Origin of the sequence: Nocardia sp. NPDC056541 (assembly GCF_042794235.1) — a bacterium.
Taxonomy (GTDB): domain Bacteria; phylum Actinomycetota; class Actinomycetes; order Mycobacteriales; family Mycobacteriaceae; genus Nocardia.
On sequence record NZ_JBHTUD010000001.1, the window covers coordinates 195013 to 221368 of the forward strand.

Annotated in this window: 27 protein-coding genes; 14 read left to right on the top strand and 13 right to left on the bottom strand. The window is 65.6% G+C overall.

From position 1 onward, the window contains the following. Positions 1–133: 133 nt before the first annotated feature. Positions 134–748: a TetR family transcriptional regulator gene (locus ACFQ9R_RS00860; RefSeq protein WP_378988450.1), complete on the bottom strand. Its 615-nt coding sequence runs from the start codon at positions 746–748 to the stop codon at positions 134–136. Positions 749–915: 167 nt separating this feature from the next. Here ACFQ9R_RS00860 and ACFQ9R_RS00865 point away from each other — a divergent pair, with 167 nt between their 5' ends. The 3 genes from ACFQ9R_RS00865 to ACFQ9R_RS00875 all read left to right on the top strand — a co-directional run bounded on the left by ACFQ9R_RS00865 (position 916) and on the right by ACFQ9R_RS00875 (position 4176). Beyond that, the gene (locus ACFQ9R_RS00865; protein ID WP_378987396.1) at positions 916–2697 is read left to right on the top strand and encodes an acyl-CoA dehydrogenase; all 1782 of its coding nucleotides are present in this window, start codon (positions 916–918) and stop codon (positions 2695–2697) included. Positions 2698–2741: 44 nt separating this feature from the next. After that, positions 2742–3503, top strand: coding sequence for an SDR family NAD(P)-dependent oxidoreductase (locus ACFQ9R_RS00870; RefSeq protein ID WP_378987399.1), 762 nt, complete (start codon positions 2742–2744; stop codon positions 3501–3503). Between the two features lie 262 nt (positions 3504–3765). Continuing rightward, on the top strand, positions 3766–4176 hold the full coding sequence (locus ACFQ9R_RS00875) for a DUF4189 domain-containing protein (RefSeq protein WP_378987402.1): 411 nt from the start codon (positions 3766–3768) through the stop codon (positions 4174–4176). 101 nt (positions 4177–4277) lie between these two features. On the opposite strand, the gene ACFQ9R_RS00880 is transcribed toward ACFQ9R_RS00875, so the two are convergent. Both ACFQ9R_RS00880 and ACFQ9R_RS00885 read right to left on the bottom strand, forming a co-directional pair. Next, a complete protein-coding gene (locus ACFQ9R_RS00880; protein WP_378987405.1) occupies positions 4278–4583 on the bottom strand; it encodes a hypothetical protein in 306 nt (101 codons plus the stop codon). 60 nt (positions 4584–4643) lie between these two features. Then, positions 4644–5777, bottom strand: coding sequence for an FAD-dependent oxidoreductase (locus tag ACFQ9R_RS00885; RefSeq protein WP_378987408.1), 1134 nt, complete (start codon positions 5775–5777; stop codon positions 4644–4646). A 437-nt stretch (positions 5778–6214) separates the two neighbouring features. On the opposite strand from ACFQ9R_RS00885, the gene ACFQ9R_RS00890 reads away from it, so the two are divergent. After that, complete coding sequence (locus ACFQ9R_RS00890; protein ID WP_378987411.1) at positions 6215–6652, top strand: VOC family protein; 438 nt, start codon at positions 6215–6217, stop codon at positions 6650–6652. 9 nt (positions 6653–6661) lie between these two features. Beyond that, complete coding sequence (locus tag ACFQ9R_RS00895; RefSeq protein WP_378987413.1) at positions 6662–6943, top strand: hypothetical protein; 282 nt, start codon at positions 6662–6664, stop codon at positions 6941–6943. Positions 6944–7339: 396 nt separating this feature from the next. Here the strand turns inward: ACFQ9R_RS00895 and ACFQ9R_RS00900 are convergent, their stop codons facing one another. Both ACFQ9R_RS00900 and ACFQ9R_RS00905 read right to left on the bottom strand, forming a co-directional pair. Next, a complete protein-coding gene (locus ACFQ9R_RS00900; RefSeq protein WP_378987416.1) occupies positions 7340–7654 on the bottom strand; it encodes a hypothetical protein in 315 nt (104 codons plus the stop codon). Between the two features lie 141 nt (positions 7655–7795). After that, the gene (locus ACFQ9R_RS00905) at positions 7796–8740 is read right to left on the bottom strand and encodes a LysR family transcriptional regulator (RefSeq protein WP_378987419.1); all 945 of its coding nucleotides are present in this window, start codon (positions 8738–8740) and stop codon (positions 7796–7798) included. A gap of 124 nt (positions 8741–8864) precedes the next feature. Between ACFQ9R_RS00905 and ACFQ9R_RS00910 the strand changes: the two genes are divergently transcribed. Both ACFQ9R_RS00910 and ACFQ9R_RS00915 read left to right on the top strand, forming a co-directional pair. After that, positions 8865–9680, top strand: a complete 816-nt coding sequence (locus tag ACFQ9R_RS00910) for an inositol monophosphatase family protein (protein ID WP_378987422.1) — start codon at positions 8865–8867, stop codon at positions 9678–9680. A gap of 32 nt (positions 9681–9712) precedes the next feature. Beyond that, positions 9713–10309 carry an NADPH-dependent F420 reductase gene (locus ACFQ9R_RS00915; protein WP_378987425.1) on the top strand — a complete coding sequence of 199 codons (597 nt, stop codon included), beginning with the start codon at positions 9713–9715 and terminating at the stop codon, positions 10307–10309. An 822-nt stretch (positions 10310–11131) separates the two neighbouring features. On the opposite strand, the gene ACFQ9R_RS00920 is transcribed toward ACFQ9R_RS00915, so the two are convergent. Together ACFQ9R_RS00920 and ACFQ9R_RS00925 are read right to left on the bottom strand one after the other, a co-directional pair. Then, complete coding sequence (locus tag ACFQ9R_RS00920) at positions 11132–12097, bottom strand: ferritin-like domain-containing protein (RefSeq protein WP_378988452.1); 966 nt, start codon at positions 12095–12097, stop codon at positions 11132–11134. Positions 12098–12771: 674 nt separating this feature from the next. Next, a complete protein-coding gene (locus tag ACFQ9R_RS00925; RefSeq protein ID WP_378987428.1) occupies positions 12772–13134 on the bottom strand; it encodes a VOC family protein in 363 nt (120 codons plus the stop codon). Between the two features lie 389 nt (positions 13135–13523). Between ACFQ9R_RS00925 and ACFQ9R_RS00930 the strand changes: the two genes are divergently transcribed. Next, positions 13524–13679 carry a hypothetical protein gene (locus ACFQ9R_RS00930; RefSeq protein ID WP_378987431.1) on the top strand — a complete coding sequence of 52 codons (156 nt, stop codon included), beginning with the start codon at positions 13524–13526 and terminating at the stop codon, positions 13677–13679. Between the two features lie 156 nt (positions 13680–13835). On the opposite strand, the gene ACFQ9R_RS00935 is transcribed toward ACFQ9R_RS00930, so the two are convergent. Further along, the gene (locus ACFQ9R_RS00935) at positions 13836–14321 is read right to left on the bottom strand and encodes a YybH family protein (RefSeq protein ID WP_378987433.1); all 486 of its coding nucleotides are present in this window, start codon (positions 14319–14321) and stop codon (positions 13836–13838) included. After that, on the bottom strand, positions 14318–14905 hold the full coding sequence (locus ACFQ9R_RS00940) for an NADPH-dependent FMN reductase (protein ID WP_378987436.1): 588 nt from the start codon (positions 14903–14905) through the stop codon (positions 14318–14320). The genes ACFQ9R_RS00935 and ACFQ9R_RS00940 overlap by 4 nt, the downstream gene beginning before the upstream one ends. 132 nt (positions 14906–15037) lie before the next feature. On the opposite strand from ACFQ9R_RS00940, the gene sigJ reads away from it, so the two are divergent. Further along, positions 15038–15928: an RNA polymerase sigma factor SigJ gene (gene sigJ, locus ACFQ9R_RS00945; RefSeq protein ID WP_378987439.1), complete on the top strand. Its 891-nt coding sequence runs from the start codon at positions 15038–15040 to the stop codon at positions 15926–15928. Positions 15929–16207: 279 nt separating this feature from the next. Continuing rightward, entirely contained in the window at positions 16208–16999 is a 792-nt protein-coding gene (locus ACFQ9R_RS00950) for a class I SAM-dependent methyltransferase (protein ID WP_378987442.1), read from the top strand. A 169-nt stretch (positions 17000–17168) separates the two neighbouring features. On the opposite strand, the gene ACFQ9R_RS00955 is transcribed toward ACFQ9R_RS00950, so the two are convergent. Next, the gene (locus ACFQ9R_RS00955) at positions 17169–17708 is read right to left on the bottom strand and encodes a hypothetical protein (protein WP_378987445.1); all 540 of its coding nucleotides are present in this window, start codon (positions 17706–17708) and stop codon (positions 17169–17171) included. A gap of 131 nt (positions 17709–17839) precedes the next feature. Between ACFQ9R_RS00955 and ACFQ9R_RS00960 the strand changes: the two genes are divergently transcribed. Next, entirely contained in the window at positions 17840–19120 is a 1281-nt protein-coding gene (locus ACFQ9R_RS00960) for a cytochrome P450 (protein WP_378987449.1), read from the top strand. A 98-nt stretch (positions 19121–19218) separates the two neighbouring features. Here ACFQ9R_RS00960 and ACFQ9R_RS00965 read toward each other — a convergent pair whose 3' ends face one another. Beyond that, the gene (locus tag ACFQ9R_RS00965; RefSeq protein WP_378987452.1) at positions 19219–19578 is read right to left on the bottom strand and encodes a nuclear transport factor 2 family protein; all 360 of its coding nucleotides are present in this window, start codon (positions 19576–19578) and stop codon (positions 19219–19221) included. Between the two features lie 94 nt (positions 19579–19672). After that, the gene (locus tag ACFQ9R_RS00970) at positions 19673–21037 is read right to left on the bottom strand and encodes a lipase family protein (RefSeq protein WP_378988454.1); all 1365 of its coding nucleotides are present in this window, start codon (positions 21035–21037) and stop codon (positions 19673–19675) included. A 451-nt stretch (positions 21038–21488) separates the two neighbouring features. Between ACFQ9R_RS00970 and ACFQ9R_RS00975 the strand changes: the two genes are divergently transcribed. Beyond that, entirely contained in the window at positions 21489–22880 is a 1392-nt protein-coding gene (locus ACFQ9R_RS00975) for a lipase family protein (RefSeq protein WP_378987455.1), read from the top strand. 15 nt (positions 22881–22895) lie between these two features. After that, complete coding sequence (locus ACFQ9R_RS00980) at positions 22896–23603, top strand: TetR/AcrR family transcriptional regulator (protein WP_378987458.1); 708 nt, start codon at positions 22896–22898, stop codon at positions 23601–23603. Between the two features lie 71 nt (positions 23604–23674). On the opposite strand, the gene ACFQ9R_RS00985 is transcribed toward ACFQ9R_RS00980, so the two are convergent. After that, positions 23675–25315 (bottom strand): CocE/NonD family hydrolase, encoded by a 1641-nt coding sequence (locus ACFQ9R_RS00985; protein WP_378987461.1) that lies wholly within the window; start codon positions 25313–25315, stop codon positions 23675–23677. 519 nt (positions 25316–25834) lie between these two features. On the opposite strand from ACFQ9R_RS00985, the gene ACFQ9R_RS00990 reads away from it, so the two are divergent. Then, positions 25835–26332 carry a MarR family winged helix-turn-helix transcriptional regulator gene (locus tag ACFQ9R_RS00990; protein WP_378987464.1) on the top strand — a complete coding sequence of 166 codons (498 nt, stop codon included), beginning with the start codon at positions 25835–25837 and terminating at the stop codon, positions 26330–26332. The last annotated feature ends 24 nt before the right edge of the window (positions 26333–26356 follow it).

Here is a 26356-nt window from a genome sequence, read left to right on the forward strand (position 1 = left end):
AGGCTCCTGGGCACTCGAGGACCCAGCGCCCTCGTCGCCGACGTCGGCCCCGCGCCCCGGAATACCGAGTCTCGTCGATGGGACCCGGTACGACGCCGCCCGATAACCGCTCGGGCAAACACCTGGAGCGGCGTCAAGACCTCCGTGCTCCGACCATGCGGAGGGCGAGTTCGACATATCCCGCAGCGATGACATCCGCGTCGGAGTAGGACTTGGAAGGAAACCATCGGCTGACATCGACCCCGAGTGAGGTGATTGCCAACGTGGCAACCCCGACATCGACGGGAGCGAACTCGCCTGCCGCAGAACCATTTTCGATGATCTCGGAGAATACGCGAGACGTCGACCGGCGGATTTCAGCGATGACGGTGAAGTGCTCGGGCGACAGCGAGCGTAGTTCGTATTGTGCAACGCGCGCGCCGGTGTGGTTGTCGGCGTGCCACATGACGTAGGCGTTCACCGTCGATACCAGCCGATCGGTTGCCGAAGCCCCGGCGTGATCGGCATCGGTGACCGCATCCAGGACAGAACTGTGCCCTTCCAGGCTGATGGCGTAGAGAAGCGCTTCTTTGGTCTTGTAGTGCGGGTACACCGCTCCGGGACTCATGCCGATACTGGCGGCGATCTCGCGGGTACCGGCCGCACCGTATCCCTTGGCAGCGAAGACCTCGATGGCCGCGGCGCGTATCCGCGCGGCCGCCTTGGAAGTACCTAGTTCATCGCGAACCGCTGATCGTGATACGTCCACAGGACTCCGCCTCTCGGTCCTTGGGGTTGACATGTCGCCCTCCTCCACGCAGGATATGCGATCGTATAGAAACTATGCAATCGCATAGCTAATCGTTTGCTTCATCGCACAGCACCGCGACTAGGTGACCTCACCCTGTCCCGTCCGGCACACACTGAGGAAATGTCATGTCCACACCCATGTCCCGCCGCGATCTGGAGTTCCTGCTCTACGAGTGGCTCGAGGTCGACTCACTGACCAGTCGCGAACGCTTTTCAGACCACTCACGCGAGACGTTCGACGCGGTACTGGATTTGAGCGCGAACATCGCCCAGAAGTGCTTCGCGCCGGTCAACAAAAAGGGCGACAGGAACCCGCCGTACATCGGTGCAGCGGGCCAGGTGGTACTGCCGAGCGAGATCAGTGACGGCCTCGAGCAGTTCCGCAGCGCAGGGCTCATCGCGGGGTCGTTCGACGAAGCTTTGGGTGGCATGCAGTTGCCGACTGTCGTCAACCGCGCGGCGATGACCTGGTTCCAAGCCACCAACGCAGCGATGTCGTCCTACTATTTCCTCACTGCCGCCAATGCGAGTCTGCTGGCGGAGTACGGCACCGCCGAGCAGATCGAGACCTGGGTCCGGCCGATGCTCGACGGTCGTTTCACCGGCACGATGTGTCTGTCCGAGCCCCAGGCCGGGTCGTCACTGGCCGACATCACCACCAAGGCCGTCGCGATGCCGGACGGCACCTATCGGATCACCGGCACCAAGATGTGGATCTCGGGCGGTGACCACGAGCTGACCGACAACATCGTTCACCTGGTCTTGGCCAAAGTCCCCGGTGGCGGTGCTGGGGTGAAGGGCATTTCGCTGTTCATCGTGCCCAAGTATCTCTCCGATGGGACGCGCAACGACGTCGCGCTGGTCGGTCTCAACCACAAGATGGGCAACCGCGCCACCACGAACGCACTGCTCAACTTCGGAGACGGAACCTTCGACCCCACTCCGGAATCCGGCGCGGTCGGCTACCTCGTCGGCACCGAGCACCGTGGGTTGTCCTACATGTTCCACATGATGAACGAAGCCCGCATCGGTGTGGGACTGCTGGCCACAGCGCTGGGGTACGCCGGCTACCTCGCCTCCTTGGAGTACGCCCGCACTCGCGTCCAGGGTCGAGCGATCGATGACGCTGCCTCGGCCGCGGACAGCAAGCCCGTCGCCATCATCGAACACGCCGACGTCAAACGGATGCTCTTGGCCCAGAAGTCCTACGTCGAAGGCGCGCTGGCGCTCGGGCTCTACTGCAGCAAACTCGTCGACGAAGCCGCCACAACGACCGGGCCTGATCGTGATCGAGCGAACCTTCTCCTCGATGTCCTCACTCCCATCGCGAAAAGCTGGCCGTCACAGTGGTGCCTGGAAGCGAACAGTCTCGCGATCCAGGTCCACGGCGGCTATGGCTACACCACAGAGTTCGATGTCGAGCAGCACTACCGCGACAACCGGCTGAATCCCATTCACGAAGGGACGCACGGCATCCAGGGCCTGGATCTGCTGGGCCGCAAGGTCACGATGCACGCCGGTGCGGGCCTGACCCTGCTCTCCGACACCATCAGCGACACCATCGACCGCGCCTCCACCGCGCCGGCGCTGTCCACCTACGCCGATGATCTGGGCAAGGCGCTGAACCAACTGGTCGCGGTCACCGCACAGATCTGGTCGGTCGACGACCGCGCCGCCTCGCTGGCCAACGCGAGCATCTACCTCGAAGCCGCCGGGCACATCGTGATCGCCTGGATCTGGCTCGACCAACTGCTCGCTGTCGGCGACCGGGACGGGGCCTTCTACGACGGCAAACGCGTCGCGACGCAGTACTTCTTCCGGTATGAACTGCCCAAGGTCGCCGCGCAGCTGACACTGCTGGCGCAGCTCGACCGAACCACCCTCGATACCGACCCGACCTGGCTGTGAGCCTCGTTCACCGCACCACCTCGACTACGTCCCAGGAGAACTCGATGTCCCTACTCGAAATGTTCGACATGACCGGCAAGGTCGTCATCGTCACGGGCGCATCGTCCGGACTCGGAGTGTCGTTCGCTCAGGGGTTCGCCGAGGCGGGCGCCGACCTCGTTCTCGCGGCCCGCCGTGCCGACAAGCTCACCGAGACTGCGGAATCCGTGCGCGCAGCCGGTCGACGAGCTGTCGTCGTTCCCGCCGACGTCTCGGTACCCGAACAGTGCCAGGCAGTCGTCGATGCGGCCATCTCGGAGTTCGGGCGCGTCGATGTCCTGATCAACAACGCCGGCGTCGCCTCCGCCCACCCGGCGACCCGGGAGACCCCCGACCAGTTCCGCGCGGTCATCGACGTCAACCTCCACGGCTCCTACTGGATGGCGCAAGCCTGCGGCCGCGTCATGCCGGCCGGCGGCTCGATCATCAACATCTCGAGCATTCTCGGACTCACCACCGCGGGCTTGCCACAGGCCGCCTACAGCGCCAGCAAGGCCGCCATCATCGGACTGACCCGCGATCTGGCCCAGCAATGGGGATCCCGCAAGGGAATTCGCGTCAACGCGCTGGCCCCCGGGTTCTTCCGTAGCGAGATGACCGACACCTACGACGAAGGCTACGCCGCGTCCCTGATGCCCCGGGTCGTTCTCGGGCGGTACGGCCACGGCGAGGAAATCGCGGCAACCGCGGTATGGCTCGCCTCTGCCGCCGGCGGCTACGTCACGGGACAGACCATCGCTGTCGACGGCGGCGTCACCATCACCTGAGTCGCCGACCGCACCGAGCATCGCACGCTCTCCCCGAGACAGATCGCTGCGCGGCGGCAGGCAACAACCCATCCTCTCCGCTCCCTGCCATCGGCAGGTAGACCCGGCAGGATCGGCTTCGGCAGATCCGTCACGAACGCCGCAGTTCGTGACGGTCTTTGCCGTGACCCCAAGACTTTTGGGGCGACCTCACGTCCATGCGCTGCGGTATCTTCCATGCGATCGCCGCACCTGGTCGGCGCGCAGAGGAAGCACACACCACATGTTCAACAAGTCCATTGCGGCCGCCACGCTCTCGGTGAGCGCCGCTGCCGTCCTCGCGGCACCGCCCGCCGCCGCCGACCCGGCCAACTGGGGCGCCGTTTCCCTCAGCGTGTGGGGCAACGTCTACGCGTTTTCGGTCAACCACCCGACGGAGGCCGACGCCGTTCAAGCCGCCGACCGAGCGTGCAAGGGTCAAGGCATCATCGACTGCCGGATGGTGGTGACGTTCGCGAACGGCTGCGGTGCAGTCGTGACGAGTCCGCTCGCGATCGTCGCAGGGTTCCCGATCGTGGGCTTCGGTAAAGGGTCTACCCCAGGGGAGGCATACGCAGACGCCACCCGCAACCTCCCCACCGGCACCGGAAGCGCCGGTTCGTTCAATCGCGACCACGCCTGCACCCGGCCGTGATCCAGGTCCCGCACGGTCCTCTGCGCGCGGCCCCCTATCTTCTTCTGCCGCATGACTAATGGGCTGTTGAGCTTGTCGTGCATTCGAAGGTCGGCAGCAGATCACGCGCGCAGTTCCAGGGCAGTTCTCAGTCGAGCAGTGATCTTGTGGGGGCCGAGACCTGGTGGAAAGTGGGCCGAATAGCGTTGCAGGACAGCGACTTCGGCTTCCGGGTCGTCCAGCTTGCGATAAACGAGGGCGGCTTGCTCGGCGATCCGAGCGGATGGTGCGGTTTCGATGATCGCGGATGCAGCGCTCAGGCGGGTATGCGAGGCATCCGTGCTATCAGTGTGAGCGCGGTGGTAAGCGGCGGCGAAACCGGCAAGTGCGCTGGTGAGGCTGATCGACAGGGTCGCGATGCCGATCACGGGCACTCGCCGCGGAGACTGACCACCGCCAACACGCACACGGCCAACCGGCACCTTCAGTCACACAAAGCGATGATCGCGATCGAACAGAGTGACGACGCTGTGAGGTGCTTCCCGGCCGAAGAAGACCTCCAGATTCTGCGCCGAGCGGCTTGCGGCGTCGCCGCTGCGCGGGAAAAGCCGCTGCTCGTAGGCGGTGAGCGCGGCCTCGGTGTCGGATTGCTCGACCAGCTCAGCGGCCAGGTCGGCGCCGTCGTACATGGCGAGGTTTGCGCCCTCGCCGGCAAAGGGCGACATCAGATGCGCGGCGTCGCCGACGAGAGTCACGCCCGACACCCTGTCCCATTCGAACCCGACGGGAAGGGCGTAGATGGGTCGCAGCCACGGTTCCGCGTCGCTTTCCGTCACGAAGGCCGTGAGCAGTGGTGACCAGCCGTCGAACTCGTCGGCGACCTGGCGAAGGCCGGCGGACGGGTCGCCGAAGCTGATCGACTTCATCCACTCCTCAGGTGTGTTCAGCGCCACGTATCCGCGCACGCGCCCGTCGGCGTAGCGATGGGCGATGATCCCTTTGCCTGGCGCGACCGCCATCAGGGTGCCGCTGCCGATCGCAGCGACGCCGGCCCGACCGTCCTGGCCGACCGCAGAGAGAGCGATCTCGATGAAGCAGGTTCCGCTGTAAACAGGCTTGGCGGGGGCGAGCAGCGGACGCACCTTCGACCAGGCACCGTCCGCGCCGATGACGATGTCGGCTCGGGCGGTCGAACCTTCCACGAAGGCGAGCTCGTAGCCACCCTCCACGCGGCGCCGGACCGAGGCGAGCTTGTGCGCCCACCTGATCGTCTCGGGCGCCAACGAGTCGATGAGAAGACGCCGCAGTTCGCCACGATCCACCTCAGGACGGGCCGACTCGGGGTCGCCAGGCATGTCGAACAGGATCGTGCCGTGGCGGTCGACCACACGCTTGGCGTCCTCGCCTGGACGGACCAGAGCGAGGAACTCGTCGTAGAGGCCTGCTGCGCGAAGCGCGACCTGCCCGGTCTCCTCATGAATGTCGAGCAGGCCGCCCTGCGTACGAGTCGTCGCCGAAGCCTCACTCTCGTAGATCGTTGCGGCGATGCCGTGAGTCCGAAGCACCCGGGCGAGCGTCAGCCCGCCCAGTCCCGCTCCGATGATGGCGATGGTCTTCGGCATGTGCGCTCCTCTGTAGCGCCGACACGCGTCGGCGATGGTCAGCGCCGTGAGCGGACGGGATGTCCGGTCTCGGCAGGAGACGCTCACCGATCGGAACCATCTGAATCGATGTACGAGCGATGCCCGGCGGGGCGGTGGGCCCGCAGGACGTCGTTTTTCGCGACCCGACAACTATAGGCCCGGCATCCACGTCGCGCGACCGGGCCGCTCACGCTGCGCCGACAGCCGCCTGCACCGGCCATTGCGCAGAAGAGGTCGCTACAGCCGCGCGGCCGCCCGCTGTCATGTCCGCTGTGCGGGCGATCGAGTACGCCATCTTTTGAATCGAATTGTTTTCGAGGCAAAGGCGCGCACCAGCAACGGGGTTTCCACGTGAAGGCCGGAGTGCTACCTTCCTGAGCGTCTATTCGCGAAAGATAGCGAGGCATTCGAAGGGATTGGTAGAGCGCCTGGACCACATCGGCATCACCGTGGCCGATATCGACGCCGTGACAGCGTTCTTCGTCAGCCTCGGGCTGGAAGCCGATCCGAAAATGACCGTCGAGGGCGAATTCCTGGACACGGTCATCGGCATGACCGATGCCGCCACCGAGATCGTCATGTTGCGCGTGCCCGGCGGCGATACCGCGCTGGAGCTATCGAGTTTCGCACGGCCGCAGCACCTTCCGGGTTCACCAGTCGCGCCGGCCAACGAGCTCGGGCTGCGCAATGTCGCTTTCGAGGTGCGCGACCTACGGGCCGCTGTCGCCCGGGCCGCGGCCGAGGGCTACGGCCTGGTGGGCGGGATCGGCGAGTACGAGGGCGTGTGGCGGATGGCCTACGTCCGTGGGCCCGAGGGAATCATCGTCTCGTTGGCCGAGCGCATTCGGATTTGAGGAGACCTCGTGAGCACGACCGTGACCAACGAACAGATTCAGGCCCTGGCCGCCACCGCAGAGCCTTTCACCCTGGTGCTCCTGCATTGGGAGCCCGGGCGAATGGTCGACGGCGCGGACGCGATCGAACTCGAACACCAGCGGCGGATGGTGACGTTGCGCGCTGACGGTGTGATCGCTGTTCTGTGCCCGGTCGCTTCCGACACCGTTGCCGGTGTCGCGATCATGACCGTGCCCGCCGAGGAAGCTTCGGGGTCATGGCCGAGGATCCCTGCGTGCGAGCAGGCATGATGCGGTGCGAGGTTTTCCCGTGCCACGGCTTCCCCGGGGACGCCCTCCCCATTTGAGCTCCGGACGGGGCTCGAGCGGACCTCGAAGCGACCGACGCCTCATGTGCAGACAGCGCGACGTGGTCGAGGCGTTCCTCGATACCTTCCTTCCGGCTTCCCGGCAGAGAGCTGTGCGGGGCAAGCTCGTGCCCGTCACAGACTTGGTGACGATCTGGGCGGTCGTCGACGATTCATGACGGTCGAGAACGCTGGTCGTCACCGCTGCGTGCGTGCTCGGGCAGCGGTGACGAGCGAGTTCGACTTTGGCGGACAAGGAAACGAAGGTGGTGTGGGAAAGGTCGACAACTAGTCGCCGACGAGCCGCCGCGAGGACGCGGTCTTGCGGTTGGGGCTTTGATCACTGCGCCAGCCGCTGCACCGCACCGCGTGCGCTGGCAAACATTCGGCCATCCCGTATGCCGAATTCGAACCGCGCCGGCAGGACCGCTGACCGACCGGTTCCGACACGCTCGCTGTGTTCGGCCAGAGTCACGGTCGCCCAATCGTGGAGCGGCGCCGGAATCCGGTACCTGACACCATCCTCGGCGACCACATAGCAGTAGGTCGTTTCGCCGGGCAGGGCCAGAGGATTGTGGATCGCGATCTGGACGACATCGAGGACCAGTCCACCCTCCTCGGCGGTGAGCGTCGGCGGGTTCAAGTCGGTCTCCATACCCGAACGATAGCCCAGCAAATACTTGGACAACTCCGGTTCGGCGTAACCCGCACATTGAGATCGCATGACAACGCCATCGATCGGAGCGCCGCGGCGACCGGCGGTCTTGACTGCTGCGGGCCTCATGCTCTGGTCTGGCTAAGGCGCTGCGGCAAATCCAGCGATCCGGTCCGAGGACTCCGGTCCCATCGCGGCGGTCAGCGCGGACCTGGCGAGGTCACGCAGCCAGACATGCGCGGGATCGGTGTCGTAGCGCTGGTGCCAGGACAAATAGACCGGAGCCGCCGGCAAGTCGAGCGGAAGCGGGACCAGCACCAGCCCGAGATCGGGAGCGGCCGCGCGCGCTGTCGCCTCCGGCACGGTGACCAGCAGGTCGGAGTCGCGCACGAACTCGAACGCCGCATGTTCGGTGGGCACCGTCGCCACCACACGCCGGGCGAGGTCCACCCGACCGAGCGCGTCGTCGAGAAGATTGGTGAGCTTTCCGCGCCGTGAGACCGTGAGGTGATCAGCTGCGGCATACCGTGCGGCAGTGACGGTCTCACCGTCCGTGAGCGGATGGCCTTGCCGCACAACGATGACATGCCGGGTTTCGGCCACCCGCTCGGCACGGATCTCGAGCGCGGCGGGACGGTCCGCGTTCGCGGCGAGATCGACTTCCCCACGCCGTAATTCGGGAGTGTCGATACTCGACTCCGCGATGAACCGCAGGCGCACACCCGGCGCCTGCTCCCGCACCGAACCCAACAGCGCCGGGCCGGCTGACGCGACGAGAGCGTCGTGCCAGCGCAGCGTGAAGGTGCGGTCGAGGGTGTCCAGGTCGAGCGCACGACTGGGCGCCAGGACCCCCCGTACCTGCGTCAACAGGTGGTGCACCTGCTCGCGGACGGCCAGCGCATAGGGCGTGGGGGTCATCGTCCGTCCCGTGCGCACCAGGATCTGGTCCCCTGTCGTGCGCCGTATCCGGCCGAGGCTGCGGCTCATCGCCGGAGCCGTGACGTGGAGCCGGTCCGCCGCTCCCGCCACACTGCCTTCCTCCAAGAGCGCGTCGAGGGCTGCGAGCAGATTCAAATCCAATTGCATGACAGTCATCTTAGACGTGTTTTACATGCACTTGCTGTTAATCATTGTCGGTTCTAACGTCGAAGTCAGCGAAAGAGAACGAGAAGTTTTCGCCAGGCCACCCCGCCAGAGAAAGAGCGCAACCATGACCGAGTCGACCCTCACCCCTGCTGCCACCACCGACGCCGAGCTGCTCACCCAGGCCGAGATCGCCGTCCGCGCAGCAGGTTCGGCACTGCGCGACCGATTCGGTGACATCGCCACCTACCGATCACGCGAGGAGCTGATGGGCGCCCTCGCAGCCAACGACGACACCGTGACCGATCTGCTGCGCCCGCGTCTGGAAGCGTTGCGTCCCGGTGCGCGCTGGGTGGCGGAGGAACTCGACGGCGGCGCCCTGCCCGAGGGTGAATGGTGGGTCGTGGACCCGGCCGAGGGCAACATCAACCACCTGCACGCCCTGCCGGAATGGGCGGTCACGGCCACCCTGGTGCGTGACAACCAGCCGGTGCTCACCGTGGTCCACCTGCCGCTGACCGGACAGACCTACACCGCGCTCACCGGCGCCGGCGCATACCTGGACGGGCGCCCGCTGCGCGTCTCGGCGACAACCGATCTCGGGCTCGCCATCGTGGCCACCAGCCAGGCCCGCCCTGACGAGGACACCACAGTCGTGCATCGTGTCGGCTCCTCGATCACCGAGATGCTGCTCGACGCACTCGTCGTACGGGTCGCTGTACCCGCCACTCTGCATCTGGCGAACATGGCCGCCGGTCGCATCGACGCCTTCTGGCAATTCGCCGGTGCCCGCGCCGACCTGCTGCCCGGCGCCCTGCTCGTCACCGAAGCCGGTGGGCGGATCTCCACCACCGACGGCCGCCCCTGGACCCCCGACAGCGACAGCTTCCTCGCCACTGCCCCCGGCATCCACGCCGCGGCGGTCACCACCCTGTCTCGCTGACACCGACCACCGACCTCAGGAGGAACACCCCCATGAACACGATCACCATCCTCGGCAGCGGCCGCGTCGGCAGCGGTCTGGCCACCGCGCTGCGCCGGGCAGGCCACGACGTCGCAGTGCCCGACCGCTCCCCCGGCGCCGCCGCCGACGCCGCCCGAGACGCCCAGATCGTCATCAACGCCACCCCCGGCGCAGGCTCGCTCGAGCGACTCGGCGCACTTCAGGAGGAACTCCGCGACACGATCCTCGTCGACGTCTCCAACGCCACCGTCGACGGGCCCGATGGTCTGCCCGCCGGCCTGCTCTACCCCGGTTCGAGCCTGGCGGAACAACTGCAGCAGGCCCTGCCCGAGACCCGCGTCGTCAAAACTCTCAACACGATGCTCTTCTCGGTCATGACCGCCCCCGCCACTCTCACCCAGCCGCCCACGGCGTTCCTGTCCGGCAACGACCCGGAAGCCAAACTCACCGTGGCCGGGCTGCTGACCGGCATCGGCTGGAACCCTCAGTGGATCACCGACCTGGGCGGGATCGAGACCGCCCAGGCGAGCGAGGCTGCGATCTTGTTCGTGCCGCACGTGATCCGTTCCACAGGTCTCGCCCCGTTCGCCATCTCCATCGCTCGCTGAGGCAGTGGGACATCGGGGCGCACAGGCTTGCCATCGCACTGTGAAGCCAGAAGCCTCGGTCGAGCGCACCACCCGACTTTGTAGCTGCGTCGGGGACCGACCGGCCTGCGCAGCGGAGTTACTGACGCGCAGGCCCGGGACCGGTTTATTGGCCAGCAGGATCCGACGTTGTGGGCATTCACCGGGACCACCTTCTGTCCGGGCGTGTTCTCCGAGCGTGTCTAGCGTTTCCAGGCCGAACCGATCGATGACCACACCTGCCCTGTTCGGTATCCGTACGGTGATAGCGACTCCAACCGCGTCGAGGACCGGGGTAGCAACTGGTTCTCGCGAGAATGACCTGGCCGACCGCCGGCACTCGTGTGCATTCGATCTACCGATGTTCTTCCTGGCCCGGTCTCGCCCAACGCAACATCGAAAGCCCGCGCTCGTAACGAGTTCGGGGACAGCCGGGAAGAAAGACAAGCCTGGTTGCGTCAGCCTCTGACGCGACCAGGCTCAATACTCAGCGCTTCCGCGGGTCGACCACTGCGGATAGCGAATGTATCCCCTCCGGACACGCGAAGAAGGTGATCATCTGATCGGGGCCTTCTTCGTTGCAAACCGTGACAAGCGGTGAGGTCACGCTGATTCCGGCTTTACGAAACACCCAACCGGTGTCTCCGCCGTACCGGGATCTCCGTGAACACCCGATTCCATGGAACCCCTCGTGCCTGACACGACCGACACCGAGCGGACCAACGCCACCCACCGTGGCAGTCCGACGGCTCAACCGGCAGTCGGCGCCACGGCCGTCGGCGGCGGTTGCTGTCAGGGGACTTCTCAGTTCAGCCCACTCACTTCTCGGGCGATCGACGAGACACGGCTCTGCGCGGCCGAAACGACACCCTGCCGCGCCTTGTGCGCCTCCTCGTAGGCGAGGATCATCCGGACTGCGGCGGGATCGGCAAGTTCCTTGATCGCTGCCACCGCCTGGGTGACATTCAAGTCTTCATAGCCACTGATGGGCAGCTCTCCGGGATCGAGAAGGCCGGTGGCGGTGCGCAGTGAATGCGTTGCCTCGGCGGTGGAATCCGCGCCTTCACGCCGCGAGACCTGCTCAGTGGTTTCGAGAACAGCATCGCGCGAGGCCGCGAGCGTCTTCACGGCGACATCGCCCGCGTGCGCACCCCTGGCGAGCAACTCGCCCAGTGCGGGCGGGGCAGCACGGAATGTGTCCAACGCGCGGTCGATGCTGCGAGCAGACCACGTAACAGGGATATTGATCAGCTTCACCGCGGTCCCCGTAACCGCCTGAATCGGTGTTCGGCGCAAAGCCGCGGGCCCGCCGAGCGCGTCCTCGGCGAGTACGGTCGTCAACCATGTGACGGTGGCCGTATGGGCGGTGATCAACCGCTGCGCCACTGCTACTACATCGGCGTTCTGAACGGTGGTCGCGAGTGCTTTGACGTAGCGGGCGCGGTCGAGCAGCTGATGTTCGAGGACGAGGTCTCCCAGCAAAGCTTCGTCGAACGGCTGGGCTTGTTCGCCGATCGCCTTGACCGCGGCGGCAGCCCTTCCGATGAACGGACCGATCCGATCCGGCGCGCCACCCAGTTCACGGATCGCCGCCTCGATGGCTTCCGCGCGAGCGCGGGCGTTGTGGGCGTTCTCAGCCAGCTCGCGGCGTACAGCCTCAGTGCGAGCCTGTGCGATTCGAGTCTCGGCGATTCGGATTTCGGTCTCCGTCAACTCGCGGATAACGCGCAGTTGCGCGAGCAGGGTCGTCACGGTGTTGCGTGTGCTCATGAAGTCTTTCCTCTTCGATGTCGACGTCAGGGAGGCGCAACGCTGCACCACTATGTCGACTACCCCGCACTCATGGTTCAAACATTGCGCCGCAACAGTTGTCGATCGTGTCCCGGGTGAGATATCGGGTGTGAGCCCGGTGGGTAGCGCCGACAAGGTGTGAACCAGCGATCGCGGCGATCCACGCCGCCAGTGTCGACGCCGAGAGGTCTTTGCGCACGGCCCCGAGGGGGTATACCGCTCGACGGTGACCGGGTCGGCCGGGACCGACGCCAGATCCGCTGTGCCGCATCAGGTATGGAATGCCTCACCTGCTTCGGAGTAGGTGCGAGTCGTGGTGTCGGGGGTCGCGGCGTAATGGGTGCGCGCGGCGTCGGCAGTGATCAGGTCGGGGTGATCGCCGACAGTCATGACCGTGCGAGCTCGAAAGGTACTTAGCGTCAACATGATTCAGCTCTTCGAATGCTGATCGAAGGGGTACGACCGCGGATATTCTCGACAGATGGATACCCCGGTTGCCATCCAGCGCCCGCCAGTAGCTGTGTTCCGGAGGATGCCCGAGGGGGAACCATCGCGTGCCTGAGCGCTGTGGTCCGGTCCGCGGCGACGCGACCGCCGGATCTCGCAGGCTTGGGCCCGCACAGACCGGACCGGTCCGCGGCGGACTCCAACGATCAGCCGGCGACCAAGCAGAACGGGTGACCGGCCGGATCCAGCAGCACCCGCCACCGGTCGCCGCCCGGCTGGTGGTCCGGCCTGACCGCGCCGAATCCCAGCGCCGACTTCTCCGCTGCGTCGAGGTCTTCGACTCTGAGGTCCAGGTGGAGCTGCTGCGGCACGTCCTGACCGGGCCACTGCGGGGCCCGGTATCCGTCGACCTGTTGGAAGCCCAGGTCGCAGCCCGTACCATCGGTCAGGCCGACGAACTCGTCAGCGACATAGCCGAGCTGCATGCCTGTCAGCTCTTGGTAGAACCGGGCCAGAGCCTTGGGATCGGCGCAGTCCAGAGTCACGCCTCGCAACGTGGCGATCGGCATCGTCCACTCCTCAGTCATCCGTGTTCGCGGGCCGCGCGGCGGCCCCGCAGGTAGTCATCCAACCGCACTGTGGTGGCCCAGCTCCACTCCTTTTCGGGCGGCGGACAGCGCTCTTCTCGGGCTCGGTCCTTTGCGTCGTTGCACCACCAGTACGACGGGGACGATTCGGGCCGGTGACGGCGAGCGGGACGCGCGTGGTGGGGGTGCGGAGCCGAGACTGCGGAAGCTCCGCGTTCCGGCGAGTTCGGCTGACCTGTTGTTGTGGATATTACAAATGCTGGGTGCGTGAGCCCGTTGGTGTTCGGAGGTCCATTCACGGGAGTAGTGGAACTCCTCGGCCAGAATCCGAACGTCAGTCGGCGGGCAAAACCCGTGACAACTGGAATCTGGTGACCGAACAGGCACGAGGCGAAGCCCTTTCCCGGGACATCGACATCGCCATGGCGGCCCCGGAGAAAGCCCAGCATTTCGGCCAGTCACGCGCCACGGTCTTACAAACCCAGCTCCAGATGTTCCTCAGCACCTCTTCCCCCTACGATGCCTGATTGCGAACGCGGTATCGGGTTCGAGGACGCGGCGGGCGAGCATCCGATTCTCACCCGCCGCGCGGACCTCGCTGAGGTAGGCGCCCGACACTGCGCGGCCACTGCCCTCGGCTCGGCCTGAAGTTCGTGCTGGACAGTCTGATCGCTGACGGGTCACTACGGGCGTTCCGCGCCCCCCGGATCGAGGTCGACCACGCCTTTGCCGCTCGCAATGTCGAGTGGCACCGAGACCTGGTCGTGTGCGATCAACCAGGTGCCGGCGATCTTCCGCATTCCGTAGGTGACCCGGACCCATATACCGCTCGTTGCCTCGCCGTTCTTCAGCGTGCCGTGCAGACGTGCGAAGGCGTGCCCGAATGCCACACCATCGCCGACACTGAACGTCAGATCGCGCACGTCATAGGTCACACTCTCGAAGAACAGAAACACTCTCGCCCAGTTCTCGAGTTTCGCCGCTATCCCGACGTGTCGGTGCGGCGGCTCGAGGTCGAACGACACGATGTCGCTTGTGTACAGCAATTTCAGGACCTCGAGATCCTTGGCTCGCACTCCTTCGATCGCCTTGTCGATTTGGCGCCGAATCTCGACTTCATCCGCCTCGATGCGGTCAGCGCGTGACTGGAACTCGTTGGACGCGGTCATGATTCACTCCCCGAGAACTGCCTCTGCATCGCCCGCAGCGGCGCGAGGGCAGTGCTCCAGGCGATGACCTGATCCAACGTTTTGTTCAGGGCGGCGACATGGTGGTCGCCCGGTGTGAAGGTGAGGTGGTTCTCGAAATCGGTGAGCAGGGATATCTCTACCGGGCGGCTCACATCCGCCATACCGAGCCCGCTGCAGACCACCCGCAGCTGCGCCACGGCACGGGCGCCACCGCTGACCCCGTAGGAGACGAATCCGACCGCCTTGTCGGTCCATTCCGCGAACAGGTGGTCGATTGCGTTCTTCAGCACTCCGGGGATGCCGCCGTTGTACTCCGGGGTCACCATCACGAAGCCGTCGAACGGGCCGATCCGCTCGGCCCAGGCGCGGGTGTGCGCGTGTGCCGACGGGCCGAACATCGGCGGCGCGGGCTCGTCCAGATGCGGTAGCGGGTGATCGCGTAGGTCGATCAGGTCGAATTCGGCGTCGCCACGCCGCGATGCCGCGTCCAGAACCCACTCGGCGATCTGGGGGCCACTGCGGTTCGACCGAGTACTGCCGAGGATGATGCCGATCTTGGTCATTTCTGGAACTCCTGCTCTGCTGAAAGCGTTACTACCTTCCGACGACGTAGCCGGGCGAAATGTCAGGCCTCACAAATCGGGTCGCTGTTTCGTCGGATAAGTGAGTGCCGTCGACACGAGGAGCCGCACGCCATGACCGATCCGCAACTGCGCGCGGTGATCGACGAACGCCGTCAGCTGATCAATCTCGCTTACCGGCTGATCGGCTCGCTGTCCGAAGCCGAGGATGTGGTGCAGGAGACCTACGTGCGGTGGTACGCGCTCTCCGAGCGACAGCGGCAAGACGTGGTGACGCCTGGTGCGTGGTTGACGACAGTCGCCAGCCGCATCTGCCTCGACCTGCTCGGCTCGGCGCGTGCCAGGCGGGAACAGTATGTGGGCGAGTGGATTCCAGAGCCGATACCCAACCACTCCGAGTGGTTGGGTGGTCCCGCGCCTGGAGACCCCGCCGACCGGGTCACCCTGGACGAGTCGATCGGCATGGCCTTCCTGGTCGTGCTCGATTCCATGACGCCGGCCGAGCGAGTGGCGTTCGTCCTGCACGACGTCTTCCGCTACTCCTTCGCCGAGATCGTCGACATCGTCGGCCGCACCCCCGCGGCATGCCGCCAGCTCGCCTCCAGCGCCCGCCGCCGCATCGATACCTCGCAGCGCCCATCGAGCGCCCAGCGCGCCGATGTGGTCAGGGACTTCAAACGGGCTTGGGAAACAAGCGATATGGAGGCCCTGATCGGACTGCTCGACCCGACCGCAATCGCGACCGCGGACAGCGGCGGTCTCGCTCCGGCCTTCCGCGAGCCGATCACCGGCAGCGAACACATCGCCAGCGCCTGGATTGAAATCGCCGCCCGCGGCCCCCAGGTAGCTCTGCTCGAGCGCACAGTAAACGGTCAGCCCGGCCTGGTCGCCCAGTTTCGCAACGCCGTCATCTCCGTCTACGCCTTCGATATCGTCGGCACCCGCATCACCCGCATCTGGGCAATCCGCAACCCGGAGAAACTGCGTCTCTGGACAACCAGCTGAACTGTGGCTGCGGAACATGGCGGCCAGAAGCCACAAACACCCGTTGACCGAACGCACGGTATTCGGCAGATGCGGACGTTCGTGACCGCGCAATCCCGGGATGCGAGCATGCACTCCACCACCAAGGGTCTTCACCTTCTTCGTGGTCGTATTCGTCGTCACTGTGCCAAACTGATAAGAGTCAATTGCTATGACCCGGGGAGACTGTTCAGGAGGTTGATCATGTGCCTGCCCGGTTTCAGCGCTGAATCATCGATTCTCGGCGAGGGCGGGTCGTAGATGGCGGACTGGGACGGCGCAGGCTACGCCCACATCAGTGGACTCCAGCGCGCGATGGCGACGGACGCTGTGGAGTCCGTCTCGCTCGCGGGTGCCGAGCACATCCTCGACGTGGGTTGTGGCGACGGCTATGTGACTCGCCTGATCGCGGCGCGAGTGCCCGCTGGTTCCGTGCTCGGCATCGACCCGTCGCCGCGAATGATCGAGGCCGCCCGCACGGCCGACGACCAGCTCACGAACATCGACTTCGGCGTCGGCGATGTCACGACCATGACCTTCCCCCGCGACTTCGACCTCGTCGTCTCGTTCAACGCACTGCACTGGGTGCTCGACCAGGAGACGGCCTACCGGCACATCGCCGCGGCACTGAAGCCCAGCGGACGGGTGCTCGTGCAATATGTCTGCGCCGGACCTCGCCCGAGCATCGAGAACGTCGCGATGGCGGTCACCGGCGATGCGCGCTGGTCGACAGCGTTCGCCGGGTTCGCGCGCCCCTTCGTGCATATCGAACCCGACGCACTGCCCTCGATCGCGGGGAGTGCCGACCTCGAGGTCACCGCGCACTCCGTGACCGACCGGGAATGGGACTTCGGCTCACGCGAGGCCTTCGCCCAGTGGTGCACGGTCGGCTTCGCGGACTGGACGGCTCACATTCCCGCCGCCGACATCCCGGCCTTCATCGACGAGGTCGTCGACCGCTACGAAGGCGTCGTCGGTCGGCCAGGACTATTCCGATTCCTGCAGTTACGGGCCGAGCTGTCGCGGCGGACCGACTTTTTAGAACCCAGGTAGTAATGCGCCACTTGAACGGTCTGCGCACTAGCGACGGTGGCGAATGCCTAGAAATCCAGAACTTCTCGCGACGAAACCGCGATAGCCCCGGACAACCGACGTCGATCATCAAGTCGCTGAACCAGCGACGACGTTCACGATGACAGCCGGGTCGCGGCCGAGGGCCGAATTAGTAGACAGCAGACCAGTATTCGTTCACCGTCCATGTCACCGCACGGAATTCGGGGTGTTTCGGATCGTCGGTGACGGTGATCGTCGCACGCGCCAGGTCGATCTTCATGCCATCGGCCACGAACTGCTGACTATTGGCGGTGAAAGTGAAGAAGGTTCCGTCGAAGGGGTCCGGCCGTAGCGCCGGCGCCGCCGCCCGCATGATCCGGGTGCCAGCCTGGTCCTCGCACACGACGAATCGCTGGTCGCCGCCCACTCGGCTGCCCTGAAAGGTGGTCACCGGACGCCCAGTGGTCTGGCTGACCAGCAGCACCAGCCGTTCCGCGCCCTGACATCGGGCGAACGAATCGCGATAGCCGTAGGTGTCGGTGCCGTCGGGCAATGTGCCGTCGGTCTGCGTCGGTTCGGCCGTCGTGCTGGTGCGCGGCGCTGACGGGCTGGGCGAGGTCGCGGCGGTGTTCTCGCCGGAACACGCCACCATCGAACAGATCAACGCGGCCCCGATCAGCGCCGGAAAACCTTTCCGTGCTGAAATCATCAACGGAGACCAACAATTCAGACAAACGCCGTTCTGCCGCACTGCCGCCAACACACGGACTTCCAGTTCGACGCCCGGCTCGAGCCCCCGGGGTTACCGTGGAGTGAGGTGTCTAGGAGAGGACCGTCGCCATGTACCCGCCCGGCCCCCGACTACCCGCGATCGCGCAGACGATCCGGTATGTGCAAGCGCGGGAGCGGTTCATGACCGCCACCGCTCTCCGTTACGGCGACACCTTCACCCTGCGCATGGTGCCGCCATACGCCCGACATCTGGTTGTCTTCACTCGCCCCGAGCACGTCCGCGAGATCTTCGCCGCCTCCCCCACCGACCTGCACGCCGGCGAGAGCAACGGCATCCTGCGTCCGCTGCTCGGCGATCATTCGGTGCTCATCACCGACGAGGCCGAGCACGCTCGTGCCCGCCGCCTGCTGATGCCCGCCTTCACCGGGCCAGCTCTGACCGGTTACCGCAAGATGATCGAGCAGATCGCCGCTGGCCACGTGGAGACCTGGCGGGCTGGGTCGACGATCCGCGGCCTGGACGCGATGACCGGGATCACCCTCGATGTCATCGGCGAGGTGGTGCTCGGTGTCGCCGATCCGCGCCGCCGCGACCTACTCGGTCCACCCATGCGCCGGATTACCGACATCGCCCCGCTCACCCTGCTCGGTTCCCGCTACCCGGCCCTACAAAACCGCGGCCCCTGGAAGCGGTTCCACCACGACCGGGCCAGTCTGGACGCCCACCTCTACGCCGAGATCGAGCAGCGCCGCACCGGCAGCAAAGCCACGGGCGCAGATGTGCTGTCGCGGCTGATGGCAGCGGGCAGCGGCAACGACACCCCGCTCACCCCGGACGAACTCCGCGATCAGTTGGTCACCCTGCTCGCCGCCGGGCACGAGACGACCTCGGCCGCACTGTCATGGGCGCTACGCGAACTGGCCGCCAACCCCGCACAGCAGGACCTCGCCCGCCAGGCCGCGCTCGACGGCGACACCGTTTACCTCGAAGCGGTGATGAAGGAAGCACTGCGCTACCACTGGGTCATCGGAGGGATCGTGCGAAAGCTCACCCGCGACATGACGATCGGCGGCTACGACCTGCCCGCTGAAACCGTCGTCGCGACCTCGATCCTGCTCGCACACCAGCGCTCCGAGGCTTTCCCGGACGCGGTGTTCCGGCCCGGCCGCTTCCTCGACGGCAGCGTGGCGCCGAATACCTGGCTGCCGTTCGGCGGCGGAGTGCGCCGGTGCATCGGGGCGGGTTTCGCGCTGATGGAAGGCGCGGCGGTGCTCCAAGAGATCCTGCGCCGCCACGTCCTGTCCCTGCCCGCGGCCGCGACGACGCGGGGCCGGGTCCGCAACATCACGAATGTGCCGTCCGACGGGGCACCGATTCTGGTCAACTGAAAAGCGCACCATCATTGGTGGATGCTCTGTTTCGCGCGACGCCGGATGGAGTTTCAGACGCCCTCTGACGCACAGGTCGAATTCGGGCGACAGGACCATCAATCCGTCGTGCTGGCGTGTGCTGCGATGATCCGCCAGCCGTGCGTATCGTCGTGCAACCAGGAACGCGTGTAACGCATCCTGGCTCCGAAAGGCTCGCCGTTGACGGTCCCCTCGATGGCCCCGAGAAACCAGGTCACCCCGGCACGCCCGTCGGTGAGTACGTTCAGCTCTTCCTCGACCATGGCCGTCACCACCTGCGTCCGGGTGCGGTGAAGCTCCAGGTCATCGGTCTTGGTGTAGACGTCTGCGCCGAAGGTGAAGATCAACCGGTCATCGAGCAGACGATCCAGCGCCTGCACATCCCCGGCAAGTTGCGCGGCCTGCAACCGCCGCTCAGCGTCCCGCAAGTTCTCCATGCGCCTCACCTTGCCAGCCGATGTCGCACCCACGCCACGATGTTCGCGTTCAGCTGAGGCTGTCGCGATCCACGAGTCGACCCGACAGCGGGCGTCAGCGGGTGCCGATGGGCTGACCGAGGAAGGCCGCCAGCTCACCGCCGATGATCGAGACCCACTCCCCCCATGTGCGCGAGTCCAGCGCCATGGAGCCGACTTCATCTAGCTGGCAACCGTTCTCGACCGGCACCCCGGCGAAGCGATCTCGCATCCACATCATGGCGCTCGGCAGGCCGATACCCTCCAGGCTCAGATGCTCACTGAAGTGATCACGGGTATAGGTCACCTGCGCGTTCGGATCCTGACAGTAGGTGCCGTAGAGCTTGTTGACCGGCCCGACGGGCACCAGCCAATCCATGTTCGCCTGGTACAGGAACACCGGCATGTCCGGCACGCTCTTACCCATCCGGGTGCGCTCGATCACCGCCTGGGCAGCCGGTGCCGCGAGGGGATCTCCGGGTGTATTGAACAGCCCCTTGATATCCATGAACGGAAACAGTGCCGCCTGAAAGCCCACGCACAGCTGATCCTTCGCGGTCAACAGCGCCTGCCCCAGCGGATTGTTCGTTTCACGCAGGAAGGCGGCGAACTCCGGCTCTTCATGCGCCAGTCCGATGATGCCCGCGTACACCAGACCGGAGGCCGCGTTGTTGTTCGCCAGATTCACCAGCTCGCCCAGGTCGGCATCAGTGCCGCCGGAGACCGCGCCGACGATATTCAGTTCCGGCGCATAGGTTTTGCGCATCTCGGCCGCCCACATCGTAGGGACCGAACCACCGGAGTAGCCCATCATCCCGACCCTGGTCGCCGCCCCGTCCAGACCCATCGGCGCGAAGTTCTCGGCCGCGCGAATGCCGTCGAGCGCGATCCGCCCGGCCAAGGGGCCGTGCGCGAAGGCCGCGTTCGGCCCCTGGTGATCGGGCACCACCACGGCCCAGCCCTGTTGCAACGCCACCTGGACCTCGAGGAAGCCGATCGGCGCGACCAGCTGCCCGGTGAGGAAGCCGGGCAGCGCCCACTGCTGGATCGAATACGACGAGGCGCAGTACTTACCCGTCGAGTCCTCGGCCATGTGGTAGGAGAGCAGGTTGCGCGACCCGCGTGGCACTTCTCCGCGCGGCTTCAGCACCGTCGCGACAGCGCCTATCGGTTCGTCGCGACTGTTGTTCGACCGATACGACAGCTGCCAGGCATCGACGTTGAGCGGCAGCACGTTGTAGGTCGCGACGTTCACCTGCCGCGCGGCGATGATCTCGCCGGGCTGTTTGGCTGCGACGACGTCCGCGGGCGGGCGGTAGAAGGAATCGAACTCCGGTATCGCCGGTGAACTCACGAACGGCGGCGCGGGCTGCACGACTCCGTCGAACGGCAGTGCTGAGGCCGGCGCGGCGACGACTGTGGCGGTCCCCGCGACCATCATCACGGCGAAGGCGAGCGAACGGGCCCGCACCCGCGACCTTGTCCGGCTGTGGCGGTCTCTCACCGGCGGGCGCCAGTTCACTGCGGCCATATCGAGCACTCCCAGCATCATTGTTGGACGCGAATATCTAAGATGTGGGGCACATTACCCATCCAGCGAGAGATGAGGCAAGTCACAGTTGGCTCCACGAATGGGCCCATCCCGCCTCAGAGGTGCGGCGGTGATGACCAACTGACCCAGACACTCAGACGTAACGCCTTCGCCACCCCAAGCGCATCGATTTCATTGCGTGTAGACCGAAATGAGGCTGCTACCAGCGCGGTGAGCACTAGACCACCGGTGACTTGATCGAGATTGGACATACATAGACAATGACGTCTAATGTTTCGCTGCGACTTGGAACACACAGCGTCTGGGTCAGTGCAGTGGCACACGCGAGAGGTTGGGGAAGATGAACTTTCGTCCAGGAGCGGCTAGCCGCCGTCTGATCGGGCTGGCGGCGGGGGCGATGGCAATCGCGATGATCGCCGGCGCTGCCCCCAGCACGGCCGAGCCGACTGTGGTTCAGCCCGCTACTCCGATTCCGGCCCCGCCGGAGCTCGATCCCGCCTTTTACCGACCAGCCGCCGACGTCGTTGCGGCGAAAGCACCCGGTGAGATCATCGCCGCGCGCCAGGTGAACGTCGCCAACGTCGGGGTCATCCCGCTCAATGTCGATGCGTGGCAGGTGTCCTACCGGTCGAACAACAGCCGCGACGAGGCCGTCCCGGCCGTCGCGACGGTACTCAAGCCGCGGAATTCGACACCGTCGAAGCTGGTGTCGATGCAGATCGCCGAGGATTCGCTGGCCGGGTATTGCGCGCCGTCCTATGCCGTGCAGCAATGGTCGCCTGCCATTCTGGCCGGCCAGATCGTCGCTCCGGCAGAGTTCGTGATCGCGCAAGCGGCGGTGCAACAGGGCTGGGCCGTCGTGATCCCCGACCATCAGGGGCCCGACAGCGCGTACGCGGCCGGGCCACTGGCCGGTCGCATCACCCTCGACGGCATTCGGGCCGCCCGGAATTTCGAGCCGCTACGAGTCACGCCGGACGCGCGCATCGGCATGTACGGATACTCCGGTGGCGCGATCGCCACTGGCCACGCGGCCGAGCTGAAACAAAGCTACGCACCCGAGATCGATATCGTGGGTGCCGCCGAGGGCGGTGTTCCCGCCGATCTCGGCGCAGTGCTCAGCAACGGCAACAACGGGGCGTGGGCCGGGATCATCTACGCCGCGGTACTCGGCCTTTCGCGTGAGTATCCGGAGTTCGCGGAGATGTTGAACCGCGACCTCGACCCGCTGGGTAAAGGTCTGGCGACGATAAAGGGCGGGCTGTGCGTGCAGTACAACACCGCGCTGGTGCCCTTCCTGAACATCTCGGGCATGCTGCGCGTCCCCGGCGGCGACCCACTGCGCGACCCCGTTGTCATGGCGACCCTGGACAAGACCCGCATGGGCAAGTCTGTTCCCGACATGCCGATGTATATCTGGAACGCCAACCCCGACGAACTCATCCCGGTCGGTCCGGTGAACACGCTGGTGAACACCTACTGCGAAAGCCCCACGGCAACAGTGCAATACACGCGTGAACACTTCGCCGAGCACATCACCACGGAGATCTCCGGCGCCGCGCCCGCACTGCTGTGGTTGAAGGATCGACTCGACGGGGTTCCCGCTCAGCCGGGGTGCAGCATCACCGATGCGGGCTGGCTAGCCCTGAATCCGGACGGAATGACCCTGTTCGCGTCCATCTTCGGCGAGACGATCGCGTCGTTCTTCGGCAAACCGATCGGAGCCAAATAGTCGAGCCAGCTCGGAGTGGACCACCGAATCATCGGCTTCTTCCGAACTGTCCATCGGCTGCCGCGAACCGGCCGCGCTCGGGCCACTAGAGTTGACGGCGTGATTGCGAGCGGGTCCCCACGCATCTACGACGGTCGCCCGGTCGAGGATCGCCGGGCCGAACGGCGAGAGCAGTTCATCGCAGCCGGTCTCGCCGTGTTCGGCGAGCAGGGATATCAAGGCGCATCCATCACGATGGTGTGCAAGGCCGCTGGGTTGGCCCGCGCGCAGTTCTATGAGCATTTCGGCAACCGCGAGCAACTACTGCTGGCGGTCTACGACCTGGTTCAGACTGATGCGCGCCGGGCGGTGGTCGAGGCGCTGAGCGAGGCCGGCGAGGTGGACGCGCCGACGCGGGCGCGCATCGCTGTGCGTGCCTACGCCGAATCGATCGGGATGAACCCCCATCGTGCGCGGGTATCTTTCGTCGAAATCGTCGGCGTGAGCGCCGATGTCGAGAAGCACCGGGTCGACCAGCGTGAGATCTGGGTACAGTTCTTCACGGCAGAACTGAAGCAGGCACGAGACCCGGACTTCGTTCCCGCCGGCGGTTTCCGTGCCGCAGCAACAGGTTTCATCGGAGCGCTCATGGCGCTGGTTCATCAGTGGAGCGTCGAGGGAACCTCCGCCGAACTCGAGGACCTGGTCGAGGTTCTGACGCGTTTCCTCATCAGCGTGATGTGAAACCGGCTGTCGGCCGCGGCGGACTGATTGCCGGAGACCGCGCTGTCCCGGGCAATCAGTCACCGGTGGTATCAGTCAGCCAACGGGATATCGATACCCGCGGCACCATGGAAGGCGGACAGCGTCACCACGGCGCCAGGTTCGGTCTCGCCGGCGTACAAGGGGTCCTCGGTGGCGAGGATGACGGCAAGCCGGTGGCCGGCGGGGACCCGATAGTCAGTGGCCTGCAAGCGCAGTTCGACTGCGGTGGGATGTTCCGGTACGGCGTTGCTCACGGTGGTCGCGGCATGGGTGATGATCTTCAGGTTGCCGGTGACCACGTCCAGGTCGAAGAGGTAGGCGACGACGGTGGCGGTCTTGGTGGTGGGCGTCACCGTCACACGAATTCGCGGTATGCCCGCGATGTGGTGCGGCGACGGGAGCGGAGCGCTCGTCCACACCGCTGCGGCGGATCGGTCGACCTCGGCGAGCTTGTGACGCACGGGCATGAGCAACCGCTCGCGGAAGCCATCCAGGACCAGTTGATTCACGGCGCGGACATTCGGGGCACCGGACCGGATATTCCGGCTGAACTCCGATGGCGGGTCGAGAACCAGCGCACCATCGCCGGATCCGCTCGCAGGTGCGGCGAGATAGTAGGTGCGGATCGGATTGGACGACCAGCCTTCCACACCGGCGAAGGAGGAGACGGTGAAGCTGTGCATCGTCTCGGTGTGCACGGCACCGTCGTCATCGATGCCGTTGTCGACACCGTTGAGATAGTGGTCGAGCCAGTCGTATGCGGCCTCGGTGGTGCGGGTGTACACACCGAGCAGCAAGCCCGGGATCTCCACTGCCCCATGATCTCCGATTGCCAGATCCAGGCGCTTGGGGCCGGGGAACTCGGCGAAGTAGCTCAGCAGCTGGTTCTGGGGAAAAATGGTCTCGTGCCAGTAGCTGGTGAAGAAGGTCGGCACGGGGCGGCGCTGATCCGGGATGTGGGCGGGTGACCGCCGTCGCGCGTACTTCAGCACGCCTTCGATGTCGGTGTTCGTCCGGAAGTCCTCGAGCACCTTCACCAGTTCGGCGCTGGGCTTCTCACTGATCGCGGCCAGCGCTTCAGCGGCGAGGATGTGGCGGGTCCCGTTGTCGTACAATGCTTCGCCGAGGTCAGCCCATGTGCTCAGGGCGACAACCGCTTTCACGCGCGGATCGGACTGAGCGACGAGCTGGCCGATGCCTGAGCCGTAGGAGATGCCGGCCATGCCGATTCGCTCCGGGTCCACCTCGATTTCCGGGTGCTCGAGCGCCCAGCTGATCACCAGCGACCCGTCCGCGACGTCTTCGGGACCGGCCACCGTCAGCTCGCCACCGGAACCGGGCAAGCCGCGCTCGGTATAGGCGACGACGGCGTAGCCGCGCATGAGCAGCCTGATCAGCGCCCCGGAGTACATTTTCCAGCCCGCCGGGTCCAAACCGGCGGGAAGCACGACGAGCGGATGCGGGCCGCCGCTGGTCGGCCAGGCGGCCATCGCGTCGAGCAGATCGCCGTCGTAGCCGGGAATCTGGACCTGAGCGAACCGGCACCGCCCGCGGACGGCGGCGATGTCATCGACCAAGTAGTCGGGGACGCCGGCCGCGTTCCCGGTGAGCAGATCGGCAACGACGGCGAACGCGGCGGCTTCCTGATCGGGGGCGAGTAGACGCAGGCGGTCCGGGCGAGCTTCTGGCATGGCGATCTCCTGTCGAATTGGTGTATTTCACGGCAGCAGAACAGTTTCGCGACAAGCAAGGGAGCCACTGCGGGATCAGATCCGAGCCCCCCGCTCAGCAGTTATGCTACATCGACATCAATCATCTGCGTGTCCTGTTGCCGCAGTTGCCATCCGAATTCCCTCCCCCGCGCTCGTTGACTGATCATGTTCTGCCCCAACGCTTCACAGCGTCGATCCGGAGACGGGGCGAACCGGGCGGCCCTCGAAGTTCCCGGCACACCGATGCCCACCGCGATCGCCCCTCGGTCGTCGCATATCCGAGGAAGCCGCACGCCCGGCACCGGCCCACTTCTCACAGAAGGGCCGTAGAGCGCGTCGGCGCCGATCGTCCCGACCGGGTTCGCCTGCCGTTCCCGCCGTTGTTGTCGCAGTCGTCGCACCAAGCCGCACATGCCTCCATGCCAGCTAGTTGATTAGCACAAGTAATGTAATGTATAGTTGCATTCTGCAAGTAAATATTCTTGTCTGGGAGTAGTCATGGCAGTGTCACCCGATACGGCTCAGAGCCTGATCAGAGAGCTCTATTTCATGGGCCGAACCATCCGCGCTGCCCTCTCCCATCCCGACGAAGGGGACCTGCTTCCAGGCGGCATCGGCGTGCTGGGCTCGCTCGAGGCCAGGGGTCCGTGCCGGCAGGTGGATCTCGCTGTGGACTTGTGTATCAGCCCGTCGACACTGAGCAGACATGTCGCCGAGCTGGTGCGCTCCGGCAACATCGCCCGCCACGCCGATCCCAGCGATGGCCGGGCCACTCTCATCCAGATCACCGACGAAGGACGCGATCTGCTGCGGCGAGTCCGAATATCGCGAGCACAGGGATTGCAGATCGCTCTCGCCGATTGGAGCGAGGACGAAGCCGAACAGGCCACCTCGGTCGTTCGCAAACTCAGGAATTCACTGGCCGCAGTCGTGCCCCACACCGCGGTGGGCACGCGCCGGCCGGTTTCGACAGAAAGTCAGGAAGCGGATGTCTGATCCAGTCGAGTCGGGGACGCGGCG

Excerpts from the sequence above, each read along its gene's own strand:
- ACFQ9R_RS00865 (WP_378987396.1), top strand. The coding sequence starts at position 916 with ATGTCCACACCCATGTCCCGCCGCGATCTGGAGTTCCTGCTCTACGAG.
- ACFQ9R_RS00870 (WP_378987399.1), top strand. The coding sequence starts at position 2,742 with ATGTCCCTACTCGAAATGTTCGACATGACCGGCAAGGTCGTCATCGTC.
- ACFQ9R_RS00875 (WP_378987402.1), top strand. The coding sequence starts at position 3,766 with ATGTTCAACAAGTCCATTGCGGCCGCCACGCTCTCGGTGAGCGCCGCT.
- ACFQ9R_RS00885 (WP_378987408.1), bottom strand. The coding sequence starts at position 5,777 with ATGCCGAAGACCATCGCCATCATCGGAGCGGGACTGGGCGGGCTGACG.
- ACFQ9R_RS00900 (WP_378987416.1), bottom strand. The coding sequence starts at position 7,654 with ATGGAGACCGACTTGAACCCGCCGACGCTCACCGCCGAGGAGGGTGGA.
- ACFQ9R_RS00905 (WP_378987419.1), bottom strand. The coding sequence starts at position 8,740 with ATGCAATTGGATTTGAATCTGCTCGCAGCCCTCGACGCGCTCTTGGAG.
- ACFQ9R_RS00910 (WP_378987422.1), top strand. The coding sequence starts at position 8,865 with ATGACCGAGTCGACCCTCACCCCTGCTGCCACCACCGACGCCGAGCTG.
- ACFQ9R_RS00915 (WP_378987425.1), top strand. The coding sequence starts at position 9,713 with ATGAACACGATCACCATCCTCGGCAGCGGCCGCGTCGGCAGCGGTCTG.
- ACFQ9R_RS00920 (WP_378988452.1), bottom strand. The coding sequence starts at position 12,097 with ATGAGCACACGCAACACCGTGACGACCCTGCTCGCGCAACTGCGCGTT.
- ACFQ9R_RS00925 (WP_378987428.1), bottom strand. The coding sequence starts at position 13,134 with ATGCCGATCGCCACGTTGCGAGGCGTGACTCTGGACTGCGCCGATCCC.
- ACFQ9R_RS00935 (WP_378987433.1), bottom strand. The coding sequence starts at position 14,321 with ATGACCGCGTCCAACGAGTTCCAGTCACGCGCTGACCGCATCGAGGCG.
- ACFQ9R_RS00940 (WP_378987436.1), bottom strand. The coding sequence starts at position 14,905 with ATGACCAAGATCGGCATCATCCTCGGCAGTACTCGGTCGAACCGCAGT.
- sigJ (WP_378987439.1), top strand. The coding sequence starts at position 15,038 with ATGACCGATCCGCAACTGCGCGCGGTGATCGACGAACGCCGTCAGCTG.
- ACFQ9R_RS00950 (WP_378987442.1), top strand. The coding sequence starts at position 16,208 with ATGGCGGACTGGGACGGCGCAGGCTACGCCCACATCAGTGGACTCCAG.
- ACFQ9R_RS00955 (WP_378987445.1), bottom strand. The coding sequence starts at position 17,708 with ATGATTTCAGCACGGAAAGGTTTTCCGGCGCTGATCGGGGCCGCGTTG.
- ACFQ9R_RS00960 (WP_378987449.1), top strand. The coding sequence starts at position 17,840 with ATGTACCCGCCCGGCCCCCGACTACCCGCGATCGCGCAGACGATCCGG.
- ACFQ9R_RS00965 (WP_378987452.1), bottom strand. The coding sequence starts at position 19,578 with ATGGAGAACTTGCGGGACGCTGAGCGGCGGTTGCAGGCCGCGCAACTT.
- ACFQ9R_RS00970 (WP_378988454.1), bottom strand. The coding sequence starts at position 21,037 with ATGATGGTCGCGGGGACCGCCACAGTCGTCGCCGCGCCGGCCTCAGCA.
- ACFQ9R_RS00975 (WP_378987455.1), top strand. The coding sequence starts at position 21,489 with ATGAACTTTCGTCCAGGAGCGGCTAGCCGCCGTCTGATCGGGCTGGCG.
- ACFQ9R_RS00985 (WP_378987461.1), bottom strand. The coding sequence starts at position 25,315 with ATGCCAGAAGCTCGCCCGGACCGCCTGCGTCTACTCGCCCCCGATCAG.
- ACFQ9R_RS00990 (WP_378987464.1), top strand. The coding sequence starts at position 25,835 with ATGGCAGTGTCACCCGATACGGCTCAGAGCCTGATCAGAGAGCTCTAT.